Here is an 11,328-nt window from a genome sequence, read left to right on the forward strand (position 1 = left end):
ACAGCTGGAGTGGACGACATGACACTGGCACCGACCGCCAAGGGCGCCGTCGAGTTCGGCGACCACCGGACGTGGTACCGGGTGACGGGGGAGCTGCCCGGCGACCGGCCGCCACTGGTGGTGCTGCACGGCGGCCCGGGCAGCACCCACGACTACCTGCTCAACCTCGCCGAGCTGAGCCGTACCGGCCGGCCGGTGGTGCACTACGACCAGCTCGGCAACGGCGGCTCCACCCACCTGCGGGGTCGGGGCGCCGACTTCTGGACGGTGGAGCTGTTCCTCGACGAACTGGACAACCTGCTGCGTCGGCTCGGCATCGCCGACGGGTACGTGCTGCTGGGGCAGTCGTGGGGCGGGGTGCTGGCGGCGGCCCACGCGGTGCGCCGGCCGGCCGGGCTGCGCGGGCTGGTCGTCGCCAACGCGCCCGCGTCGTACCCGCTGTGGCTGCCGGAGCTGGACGTGCTGCGGGCCGCGCTGCCCCCCGGGGTGGATGCGACGCTGCGCCGGCACGAGGCCGCGGGCACCACCGGCAGCCCGGCGTACACGGCCGCGATGATGGTCTTCTACCAGCGGCACGTGTGCCGGTGTAAGCCGTTGCCGCCGGAGCTGATGGCCTCCTTCATGGAGATCAACAGCGATCCGACCGTCTACCACGCGATGAACGGGCCGAGCGAGTTCCACATCATCGGCACGCTGCGCGACTACTCGCTGCTCGACCAGCTGCCGCAGATCGACACCCCGACCCTGGTGATCAGCGGCGAGTACGACGAGGTCACCCCGGCGGCCGTCCGCCCGTACCACGATCTCGTGCCCGGTGCCCGCTGGGAGATCATCGAGGGGGCCAGCCACCTGCCCCACCTGGAGACTCCGGAGCGGTTCACCGAGATCCTCACCCAGTTCCTCGACAAGCTCTGAACCGACGGCCCCGGACGGCCCGCTCAGGCGGGGCGGGCCGCCGGGGCGGGGTGGCGGGCGTCGTAGGCCGCCCGGTGGGCGTGCACGTCGTCCAGGTGCGTTTCGGCCCAGCTCTTGAGGGCATGCATCGTCTCGTGCAGGGAGAAATCGAGGTCGGTCAGCTCGTAGGTGACCGTGACCGGCACGGTCGCCGTCGCGGTGCGGCTGACCAGGCCGTCGCGTTCCAGGCTGCGCAGCCTCGCCGATAGTGGTCCGGTACCGCTCCGTCCACCATGAAAGGCCGAGGTAAGCCACATGCTCACCCGCTCTCTGCCCGGCGGCACCTGGACGCTCGGCGACCTGACCGTCAGCCGGTTCGGCTACGGCGCCATGCAACTCGCCGGCCCCGGGGTGATGGGACCGCCCGCCGACCCGGACGCCGCGCTGGCCGTCCTCCGCGAGGTCGTCGCCCTCGGCATCACGCACATCGACACCAGCGACGCCTACGGGCCGCACGTCACCAACCGGCTGATCCGCGAGGCCCTGCACCCGTACCCGGAGGGGCTGCACCTGGTGACCAAGGTCGGCGCGACCCGGGACCGGCAGGGCGGCTGGCCCCCGGCGCGGGACCCGGCGCAACTGCGCCGGGCCGTCGAGGAGAACCTGGAGCACCTCGGCGTCGAGACGCTGGACCTGGTCAACCTCCGGCTCGGCGACGCCACGGGCACCCGGGCCGGCTCTCTCGCCGGGCCGTTCGAGGCGCTCGCCGCACTTCAGCAGGAGGGCCTGATCCGGCACCTGGGGGTGAGCAACGTGACGGCTGAGCAGGTCGCCGAGGCGCAGTCGATCGCCCCGGTCGGGTGCGTGCAGAACCTCTACAACCTGGCGTACCGCCAGGACGACCCGCTGATCGACAGGCTCGCCGGGCAGGGGGTGGCCTACGTGCCGTACTTCCCGCTGGGCGGGTTCAGCCCGGTGCAGTCCGCGGCGCTGTCGGCCGTGGCCGCCCGCCGGGACGCCACACCGACGGCCGTCGCCCTGGCCTGGCTGTTGCAGCGCTCACCCAACATCCTGCTCATCCCCGGCACCTCGTCGGTGGCGCACCTGCGGGAGAACGTCGCCGGGGCGGGGCTGACGCTCACCGCCGACGACCTCGCCGCGCTGGACGCGATCGGACGCTGACCGGAGGACCACGAAAAGTGCCCGTGACCAGATGCGGTCACGGGCACTTCCGGAACGGGTGCCGCTCACACGCGAGCGGGCACGCCACGCATGTCGGTCAGCACGCTCCACAACGTCTGCGGGGTGGCGAACGTCTCCATCGACATCGCCTCGTCGACGAAGCGCACGTCGTACTCGCTCTCCAGGGTGGCCAGCAGTTCGACCATGGCGAGGGAGTCCAGGCCGGAGTCGCGCAGGCTGGTGCCGGCCAGCAGCGTCTCCTCGGGGTCGAGGAAGGGCAGGTGCTGGCGCAGGATGGCCTCGAACCGTTGATCCCACATGTCCGCGATTCCTTCCGGTGCAGGGTGAGAAGACGCTAACAACGCCCCACGGGGGCTGACGACCCGACAATTTCCCGGCCGCCGCCCGGCCCGGGTAAGGGGTCGTTAGGGGGGTCGATGCGGGTGGGGGCCGGCGGGGCCGCCGATACGCTCCGGCCATGAGTCGAGAGAACTTCGCGCGCACGCACGCCTCCGTGGAGACGCTGCACGAGTTCCTGTTGGCGGGTGCCCGGCTGACGCCCGACAAGCCGGCCGTCATCCAGGCCGTCGGCGGCGAGGTCGGCTCCATCTCGTACCGTCAGCTCGCCCAGCGGGTCGACGGCTACGCCGCCGCCCTCGACGAACTCGGCCTCGACATCGGTGACCGGGTGATCCTGGAGTCGGACACCTCCCCGACCGCCATCGCGGTCTTCCTGGCCTGCTCGTCGCTGGGCCTGACCTTCATCCCGGTCAGCCCGGAGACCCCGGCCCAGCGGCTCGCGCTGATCGCCGAGAGCACCGCCGCCGCACTGCACCTGCAACCCGTCGACGGCCGCCGCGAGGGCGTGCCCGCACCGCTGGGCACCGCCCGGTTCGGCCCGGACGGCATCCAGGTCGAGCGGGCGCCCGCGCCGCGCACCCGGCACCGCCGGGAACTGGTGCCCACCGACCCGGCCTACATGATCTTCACGTCGGGCACCACCGGCCGGCCCAAGGGCGTGGTGATGAGCCACCGGGGCGTGCTCGCCTTCTTCCGGGGGATGCTGCGGCACGGCATCGTCTCCGCCGAGGACCGGGTCGCCACCACCTCGCCGTTGCAGTTCGACTTCTCGCTGCTCGACATCGGCCTGGCGCTGGGCAGCGGCGCAGCCGTGGTGCCGGTGCCCCGGTCGCTGCTGCGCTGGCCGCGCCGCTTCGTGCAGTTCCTCGCCGACAGCGGCGCCACCCAGGTCAACGGCGTGCCGTCGATCTGGCGGGGGGTGCTGCGGCACGAGTTCGCCGGGCTGGCCGCGCTCGGCGAGCAGATCCGCGGGGTGCTCTACTCCGGCGAGAACTTCCCCCTGCCCGAGATGCGCGAGCTGCAACGCGCCCTGCCGCACGCCCGGGTGGTCAACTGCTTCGGCAGCAGCGAGTCCATCGCCGCGTCCTTCACCGACGTGCCCAACCCGCTGCCCGACGACGTCGACCGGATCTCCATCGGCCACGCCCACCCGGGCGCGGAGATGCTGCTGATCGACGAGGACGGCCGGCCGGTCGACTCCCCGGGCGTCGTCGGGCAGATCCACCTGCGCAGCGCCGCCCTGTTCCACGGCTACTGGAACGACCCGGAGGCCACCGCCGCCGCGCTGGTCCCCGACCCGCTCAACCCGGCCACCGGGCAGGTCGTCTTCCGCACCGGCGACCTGGCCTACCGGGGCGAGGGCGGGGAGCTGTACTTCACCGGCCGGGCCGACTCACTGGTCAAGGTGCGCGGCAACCGGGTCGAGCTGGGCGAGGTGGAGCGCCGGGTCCGGGAGTTCCCGGGCGTCGCCGGGGCTGCCGCGCTGATGCTGCCCCAGGAGGGTAAGGACCCGGTGCTGGCCGCGTTCGTGGTGCTCGACGAGGGCGTCACCGGCGTCGAGGAGATGGAGCTGGGCGCGTTCTGCCTGGAGGCGCTGCCCGACTACATGGTGCCGCAGCAGGTCCGGGTCGTCGACGAGCTGCCGGTCAACGCCAACGGCAAGATCGACCGGCGGGCCCTCGCCGAGCGCGCCGGGCAGTCCGCGCGCCGCTGATCCGGCCCCTGACGGCCCCTGGCCGGTCCCTTCAGGAGGGGGACCGGCCAGGGGTTTTCGCTACGTCGCCGCTACGACGCCGAATTGGCGGCATCCGATGAGTCGGATGCCGCCAATTCGGCGTAACAGCGTGGATCGACCGGGTCAGCCCTCGGCGGCTTCCCGGGCCAGCCGGGCCCGGTCCACCTTGCGGTTGGAGTTCAACGGGAACTCCGGCACGTGCCGGTACGAACGCGGCAGCATCCCCTTGGGCAGGATCTGCCGCAACTGCCGGGACAGTTCCGCCGGGGCGGTCGGCGCACCCGTGTAGAAGACCACCAGTTCGGTGCCGCCCGCGCCGGAGCGGGCCACCGTCACCGCGTCCTCGATGCCGGGGCAGCCCCGCAGAGCGTGCTCGATCTCGGCCAGCTCCACCCGCCAGCCGTGCACCTGCACCTGCGAGTCGAGCCGGCCCAGGTAGATCAGTTCCTTGTTGTCCAGCCGCCGGACCCGGTCCCCGGTGCGGTACCAGCGCCGGCCGTCGCGGACCAGGAACCGGCCCTCGTCGTCGGCCGGGTCGAGGTAGCCGGGGGTGAGCTGCGGGCCGGTGATGCAGAGTTCCCCCTCCACCTCGCTGGCCGCGCCGTCGGCGTCGAGCAGCACCCCGTCGTGCCCGTCGTGCAGCGTCCCGATCGGGACCAGACCGTTGACGCACAGCCCCGGCGAGGTCTGCGGCGACCAGCGGTGCCCGGTGATGGTCACGGTCAGCTCGGTCGGGCCGTAGATGTTCTCCAGCGTCGACCCGGGGGCCGCGGCCTGCCAGTCCACCGCGTCGGTCGCGTGCAGCGCCTCCCCGGCGAAGAAGCTCCACCGCAGCGACGGCATCGCCGCCGCAGCCAGCCGGCCGGTCCGCCGGACCAGGGTGATCGCGCTCGGGGTGGAGAACCACACGGTCAGTCCCCGCTCGGCCACGAACGCCGGCACGTCCCGGTACGCCGCCGGCGGCACCGGGTGCACGCTCGCCCCCGCACCCCAGGCGCAGAACAGGTCGAACATCGCGCAGTCGAAGTTCAGGTCGAACGACTGGGAGAACCGGTCGTCCGGGCCGAAGTCGTACCTGTCGTCCAGCACCGAGAAGTAGTGCCGCAGGTTCCCGTGGGTGATCGGCACCCCCTTGGGGCGTCCCGTCGAGCCGGAGGTGAACAGCACGTAGGCCAGGTCGTCGGGGGCGGCGGGGCGGGGCGCGGCCAGTGGCGTCGCCGAGACCACCGGCAGCCGCGGGCCGGTGCCGCTGCCCCGCGGGTCCACCACCGGCGCGAACACCGGCACCCCGGCGACCGCGTCGCCCATCTCCGCCCGGACCGCCAGCCCGGCCTCGTCGAGCAGCAGGGTGGACACCCCGCACGCGGTGAGCATCCCCGCCGTCCGGGCCGCCGGGAACTCCGGGTGCAGCGGTACGGCGGTCGCGCCGACGTACAGGGTGGCCAGCAGCCCCGCGTACGACTCCAGGGTCTTGCCGGCCAGGATGCCCACCACCCGGGGCGGACCGTCCGGGCCGGCGGCCAACGCCCCCGCCCAGCGCAGCGCGATGGCGTGCAGCTCCTCGTAGCTGACCGGCCCGGACGGCAGGTGCAGGGCGGTGGCCCGGGGTGCTGCGGCCAGCCCCTGGAGGAACCGGCCGTGCAGGGCGTAGTCGGTGTGCTGGGTCATCTCGTCCTCCGTGCTCTACCGGCGCTCAGGCGGCCACGGTGCGACGGATCGGCCGCATCGCCCGTCGCGGGTCCACGATGGTGGTCCGGAAGTTGCGGACGGTGGCGCCGACCCGGCCCCACAACCGGTCCGGGCCGCAGACGTGCACCGTCTGCACCCCGGACCGCTGGAACGTGGCGACCACCTCCGGCCAGCGCACCGGGGTGACGATCCCGTCGAGTAACATCGCCCGTACGCCGTCGGCGGTGGTGCGTACCGTGCCGTCCTGGTCGGCGACGACCGGGATCTGCGGGTCGGTGAAGCGCAGCGACCCGAACAGCTCCGCCTCCACCCGGTCCCGCAGCGGCCCGAACGCGGCGGCGTGCAGCGGCGGGTCCATCACGTACAGCGGCAGCCCGCCGCCGGCCCGCAGCCGCTGCGCCAGCCAGTCGGTGCGTCCCTCGTGCAGGGTCACCATCCAGAAGTCGGTGTCCACGTAGCAGGAGATCTCGTACCACTCGCCTGCCTCGTCCAACTCGGCCAGGATCTCCCGCAGCCGCTCGGCCGGGGTCCGGACGAACGACATCGTCACCACGCCCCGCTGCTCGGCGGTGAAGTACTCCGTCTCGATCCGGGACAGCCGCGCGGTCATCCGGACCGCCTCGGCGAAGTCCAGCGCGCCGCTGAACACGGCGGCGGCCTTGCCGCCGAAGCTGGGCCCGGCGACCAGGTCCGGCCGCAGGTCCATGGTCCGTTCCGCCCACCGGGCCAGCGCCACGCAGTTCACCAGGAAGGCCACCTGGGCGTACTCGGAATAGTCGCTGTCGCTGTCGCGGTACCTGGCGAACAGGTCGTAGTCGAGGGCGTCGCTGGCGGTGGCGAGCAGCTCGCGGGCGTCCCGGTCGATCAGCATGAACTTCGCGACGTCGGCGAAGTCGCACGGACCCATCCCGGGGAAGACGATGGCGCTGGTCATCTGGGGCGTCCTTGTCGTCGGGGCAGACCGGCACCGGCGCGGTCGGCGGGGGAGTCGGGGCGGGTCACCGGGGGAGCTTGGCCAGGGCCTGCTCGATGCGGACCAACGCGTCGGCGACGTGCGGCACCGTCAGCGGGTCGGCGGCGGTCTGGGTCTGCCGCTGCTGCTGCGGGGTGTCGCCGTAGAGCATGCTGGTGGCGGCCCGGAACCGCAGCGCCTCCGGCCGGTCGCCGAAGTGGTGGCCGGAGAGCACCGCCACGCCCAGCTCCTCCAGCAGGTGGTGCTGCAGGGTGGCGCCGTCGGTGATGCCCTGCTCGGCCAGCGGCTCGCGCAGCGGCGCGAAGTCCGGGTAGACGTAGAACGCGCCGGTAGGCGGCCGGCAGGTGGCGCCCGCGTCCACCATGATCCGGTGGACCGCGCCGGCCACCGCGCCGTGCAGCGCGGCGTCCTCGGTGAGCCGCTCGCGGATCTCCGGCGGCTCGGCGAAGGCGTACCGGGCGACCGACTGCATCGGCCCGGCCAGGGTGGACCAGATCTCGCTGGCGACCGAGGCGACGTCGGCGCGGATGCGCTCGCCCCACCCACCGGCCGGGAACCGGGCCGCGCCGATCCGCCAGCCGCCGAGCGCCAGGTTCTTGCTGAGCCCGGTGAGCACCACGGTCCGCCGGGGTGCGATCTCGGCGGGGGAGAGCAGGTCCGTGCCCGGGGTGTGCAGGATGTCCCGGTAGATCTCGTCCGAGACGATCAGCAGGTCCTCCTCCTCGGCGATCGCGCACAGCTCGCGGACCAGGTCGTCCGGGGCGTGCGTGCCGGTCGGGTTGTCAGGCGAGGTGAGCACCAGGATGCGCGGGTCGTGGCCGAGCACCCGGGCGGCACGGATCGTCTCCCGCAGCGCCGCCGGGTCGGGCACCCCGCCGCACGACTCGGGGATCGGCACCCCCAGCGCGGTTTTGCCGGCGAGCCGGGCCTGCGGGGCGTAGGTGACCCAGCTCGGCGCGGCGAGCAGGGTGTCCCCGCCGACGACCAGCTGCAGGGCCATCAGCAGCGGCTTGCTGCCCGGCGCGATGATCACCTGGTCGGCCTCGGTGGGCAGCCGGCGGCGGGAGAAGTACCCGGCCACCGCGTCCCGGGTGGCGGGGTCGCCGACCACCGGCCCGTAGGCGTTGCGGTCGCCGCCCTCGGTCAGCGCCCGCAGCAGCGGCGGGAACACCGGCAGGCGGGACTCGCCGAAGCCCAGGTGCACGATGGACTCGCCCGCGGCGATGCGCTGCTCGACCAGCTGGTCGAGCGCGAGGTTGGGCGATATCTTCCGGCCGGCCATCGCCAGCTCCCTTCGGGTCGGTGGGTGTTCAGGCGGTGACGGCCGCGCCGGGGCGGGCCGCGCTGGGGCTGACCGCGGCGAGGATGTCCGCCGGGGCGGTCGGGTCGAGTTCCAGGTCGCTCAGCCAGGCTGCGTCGGCCGACCAGCGTGCCCGGAACGGCCGGCCGACCAGCCGCCGGTCGCGGGCCTGGATCAGCCGGAGCTGGAAGAAGTCGCCGTCCGGGGTCCGCTCGACGCCGTCGACGAGGACCTTGCCGGGGGTGGCCGACATGACCGGTCCGCGTACCGTCCGGGCCAGGCCGGGCAGATCCTGGTACGCGGTGCGGAAGATGTCGGCGGCCCGGGTCAGCGGCACCTGGAAGTAGTCCCGGGGACCGGTGTCCCGTTCGACGAACATGTAGTAGGGCACCGCGCCGACGGCCAACTCCGCCCGCCACATCTCGCTCCAGGCGCGGGCGTCGTCGTTGACGTAGCGGATCAGCGGGGCCTGGCAGTAGACCACCGCCCCGGTCGACCTGATCCGGGCGATGGCCCGGGTGGCGACCTCGGTGGCCAGCTCGCGGGGGTGGCTGAAGTGCGCCATCACCGCGACGCTGCGCCCCGACGCGACCACCTGCTCGAACAGCCGCAGCAGGTCGTCGGCGTCGCTGTCGGAGACGAACCGGTACGGCCAGTAGGCGACCGCCTTGGTGCCGAACCGGATCGTGCGTACCGTGTCGACGGCCAGCAGCGGCTCCACGTGGCTGCGCAGCCGCTCCGTCGACATGATCATCGGGTCGCCGCCGGTGACCAGCACGTCGGTCACCGCCGGGTGCCGGTGCAGGTAGCTCACCAACTGCTCCGGGCCGGGCGCGGCGAACCGCAGGTCGGCGTCGCCGACGAACTGCGCCCACCGGAAGCAGTAGGTGCAGTACGCGTGGCAGGTCTGCCCCTGCTGCGGGAAGTACAGCACCGTCTCCCGGTACTTGTGCTGCATGCCGGGCAGTTCCTGACCGTCCAGCCTGGGCACGTTGTGCTGCTGCTGCCCGGACGGGTGCGGGTTGAGCCCCGCCCTGATCCGGGCCACCTCGCCGCGCAGCCCCTTGCGGTCACCGGCGCGCAGCAGGTCACCGAGGAGCTGCTCGTCGGCGGCGGCGAGCATGCCGCGCTGCGGGAACACCAGCCGGAAGATCGGGTCGTCCGGGATACGGTCCCAGTCGATCAGGTGCGACAGGACGTACTCGTTGACCCGGAAGGGCAGCACCTGGGAAATGGTGCGGATCGCGTGCAGATTGTCGGCCGACAATCCGTACCGGGCGCCCAGCTCATCGATGTGGTGCGGCCCGAAGGAGTGGAACCGCCCCGGATCGGCGGTCGTGGAAACGAGCAGGGACATCAACCATCCTCCATGGGGGGTTGCGCCCACCGACGTGGCGTGACTCAATCACCGGTGCGCGCCCGCGAGAATCGCTCGACGGTCAACAGCGCGTTGCCTCGCCCACACGCTAGTGGCGGCCCGTCCGCCCGGACCCCTAGCGGCACCCCAGAGCCGCCCCTTAGCGCGGCCGGTAGGGGGAGGCTAGGGGCGTCGCGGGGGTGTAGGTGGATTTCCTTTCCTGATTACGTATCCCTCGCGCCTGGTCCGGCCGGTGCCCGGCGTGTCGCCCGGATACGCCGTACCGCACCGAGCGGCCGTGCAGACATCGATGCCAGCGCCGATCCGTGCGCCCGGTGCGAACCGAGGGAGTGCTCCGTGACGATCGATCAGGAGATCCGCAAGTATCCGTTCAGCGAGGCGCCCGGGATCGACATCGACCCGGCGTACGGGCTGCTGCGCAGCACCGAGCCGCTGGCCCGGGTGCAGTTGCCGTACGGCGAGGTGTGCTGGCTGGCCACCCGGTACGAGGACGTCAAGACCGTGCTCACCGACCCGCGCTTCAGCCGGGCCGCCGCGCAGGGCAAGGACCAGCCCCGCCTCCGCGAGGAGATGACCTACGAGGGCATCATCGGCCTCGACCCGCCGGACCACACCCGGCTGCGCAAGCTGGCCGGCAAGGCGCTGACCGCCCGCCGGGTCAACGGCATCCGCGAGGACGCGCAGCGGATCGCCAACGAGTACGTCGACGACATGATCGCCAAGGGGTCTCCCGGCGACCTGGTCGAGATGTTCGCGCTGCCCTTCCCGATCACCGTGATCTGCGAGCTGCTCGGCGTCCCGTTCGAGGACCGCGCCCAGTTCCGGATCTGGACCGAGGGGCTGACCAGCACCAGCGAGCAGCTCATGACCTATGTGGAGCAGCTGTTCGGCTACATGGGCAACCTCGTCGCCCAGCGCCGCGAGCAGCCCACCGACGACCTGCTCGGCGCGCTGGTCAAGGCCCGCGACGAGGGCGACCGGCTGACCGAGCAGGAGCTGCTCTCGATCGCCGGGGTCGGGCTGCTGCTCACCGGCGTCGAGACGGTCTCCACCCACATCCCCAACTTCGTCTACGCGCTGCTGACCAAGCCGGAGCTGATGGCGCAGCTGCGCGCCGACCGGAGCCTGGTGCCGGCCGCCGTGGAGGAGCTGCTGCGGATGATCCCCCTCAACCCGGCCGCCATGTTCCCCCGCTACGCCGTGGAGGACGTCGAGCTCAGCAGCGGCATCGTCCGCGCCGGGGAGCCGGTGCTGGTCTCCCTGCCCGGCGCGAACCGCGACCCGGAGATCTTCGACAACCCGGAGACCTTCGACTTCACCCGCGAGCAGAACCCGCACGTCGCGTTCGGCCACGGCCCGCACCACTGCCTGGGCGCGCAGCTCGCCCGGATGGAGCTGCAGGTGGCCCTGCACACCATCCTGGACCGGTTCCCCGAGCTGCGCCTGGCCGACGGTGACGCGGGTGTGTCGTGGAAGTCCGGCCTGCTGGTCCGGGGCCCGAACAAGCTGCTGGTGGCCTGGTGACCGCGGTGGACACCAGGTGGACGGTCACCGTCGACCGGGACGCCTGCATCGGTACCGGGGTCTGCGCCGGCGCGGCCCCCCGCCAGATCGAGATCCGGGCCGGCAAGGCGTCCGCCCTGGCCCCGGAGACCGCACCCGACGAGGCGGTCATCGACGCCGCCGACATGTGCCCGATGTCCGCGATCACGGTCCGCGACGCCGCCTCCGGCGCGCTGCTCGCGCCCGAGGAGTGAACAACCGCCCCGACCGGTGAACCCCACCGGTCGCCGCGAGGCCGCCGCGACCGGTCCCCC

11 protein-coding genes are annotated in these 11,328 nt (G+C 72.8%); 5 read left to right on the forward strand and 6 right to left on the reverse strand.

The genetic code is table 11. From position 1 onward, the window contains the following. Window positions 1–9: 9 nt before the first annotated feature. On the forward strand, window positions 10–915 hold the full coding sequence (locus tag Q2K16_RS30280; protein WP_302746666.1) for a proline iminopeptidase-family hydrolase: 906 nt from the start codon (window positions 10–12) through the stop codon (window positions 913–915). 23 nt (window positions 916–938) lie between these two features. Here the strand turns inward: Q2K16_RS30280 and Q2K16_RS30285 are convergent, their stop codons facing one another. Next, window positions 939–1,211, reverse strand: coding sequence for a winged helix-turn-helix transcriptional regulator (locus Q2K16_RS30285; protein WP_302746667.1), 273 nt, complete (start codon window positions 1,209–1,211; stop codon window positions 939–941). Between Q2K16_RS30285 and Q2K16_RS30290 the strand changes: the two genes are divergently transcribed. Beyond that, a complete protein-coding gene (locus Q2K16_RS30290; protein ID WP_302741817.1) occupies window positions 1,210–2,076 on the forward strand; it encodes an oxidoreductase in 867 nt (288 codons plus the stop codon). The two genes, Q2K16_RS30285 and Q2K16_RS30290, sit on opposite strands and share 2 nt — an antisense overlap. Before the next feature lie 65 nt (window positions 2,077–2,141). On the opposite strand, the gene Q2K16_RS30295 is transcribed toward Q2K16_RS30290, so the two are convergent. Next, window positions 2,142–2,396: a phosphopantetheine-binding protein gene (locus Q2K16_RS30295; RefSeq protein ID WP_302741818.1), complete on the reverse strand. Its 255-nt coding sequence runs from the start codon at window positions 2,394–2,396 to the stop codon at window positions 2,142–2,144. A 158-nt stretch (window positions 2,397–2,554) separates the two neighbouring features. Between Q2K16_RS30295 and Q2K16_RS30300 the strand changes: the two genes are divergently transcribed. Beyond that, a complete protein-coding gene (locus Q2K16_RS30300; RefSeq protein WP_302741820.1) occupies window positions 2,555–4,150 on the forward strand; it encodes a D-alanine--poly(phosphoribitol) ligase in 1,596 nt (531 codons plus the stop codon). A gap of 144 nt (window positions 4,151–4,294) precedes the next feature. Here Q2K16_RS30300 and Q2K16_RS30305 read toward each other — a convergent pair whose 3' ends face one another. The 4 genes from Q2K16_RS30305 to Q2K16_RS30320 form a co-directional block, all read right to left on the reverse strand. Further along, window positions 4,295–5,839 carry an AMP-binding protein gene (locus Q2K16_RS30305; RefSeq protein ID WP_302741822.1) on the reverse strand — a complete coding sequence of 515 codons (1,545 nt, stop codon included), beginning with the start codon at window positions 5,837–5,839 and terminating at the stop codon, window positions 4,295–4,297. Window positions 5,840–5,864: 25 nt separating this feature from the next. Continuing rightward, window positions 5,865–6,794: an ACP S-malonyltransferase gene (locus tag Q2K16_RS30310; protein WP_302741824.1), complete on the reverse strand. Its 930-nt coding sequence runs from the start codon at window positions 6,792–6,794 to the stop codon at window positions 5,865–5,867. 64 nt (window positions 6,795–6,858) lie between these two features. Next, window positions 6,859–8,115, reverse strand: coding sequence for a pyridoxal phosphate-dependent aminotransferase (locus Q2K16_RS30315; RefSeq protein WP_302741826.1), 1,257 nt, complete (start codon window positions 8,113–8,115; stop codon window positions 6,859–6,861). Between the two features lie 28 nt (window positions 8,116–8,143). Continuing rightward, complete coding sequence (locus Q2K16_RS30320; RefSeq protein ID WP_302741828.1) at window positions 8,144–9,490, reverse strand: KamA family radical SAM protein; 1,347 nt, start codon at window positions 9,488–9,490, stop codon at window positions 8,144–8,146. A 357-nt stretch (window positions 9,491–9,847) separates the two neighbouring features. Between Q2K16_RS30320 and Q2K16_RS30325 the strand changes: the two genes are divergently transcribed. Both Q2K16_RS30325 and Q2K16_RS30330 read left to right on the forward strand, forming a co-directional pair. Then, window positions 9,848–11,035, forward strand: coding sequence for a cytochrome P450 (locus Q2K16_RS30325; protein ID WP_302741829.1), 1,188 nt, complete (start codon window positions 9,848–9,850; stop codon window positions 11,033–11,035). Further along, the gene (locus Q2K16_RS30330; RefSeq protein ID WP_088642118.1) at window positions 11,032–11,268 is read left to right on the forward strand and encodes a ferredoxin; all 237 of its coding nucleotides are present in this window, start codon (window positions 11,032–11,034) and stop codon (window positions 11,266–11,268) included. Before Q2K16_RS30325 ends, Q2K16_RS30330 begins: the two co-directional genes overlap by 4 nt. The last annotated feature ends 60 nt before the right edge of the window (window positions 11,269–11,328 follow it).

It is taken from the genome of Micromonospora cynarisoli (assembly GCF_030518815.1).
Lineage (GTDB): Bacteria > Actinomycetota > Actinomycetes > Mycobacteriales > Micromonosporaceae > Micromonospora > Micromonospora wenchangensis.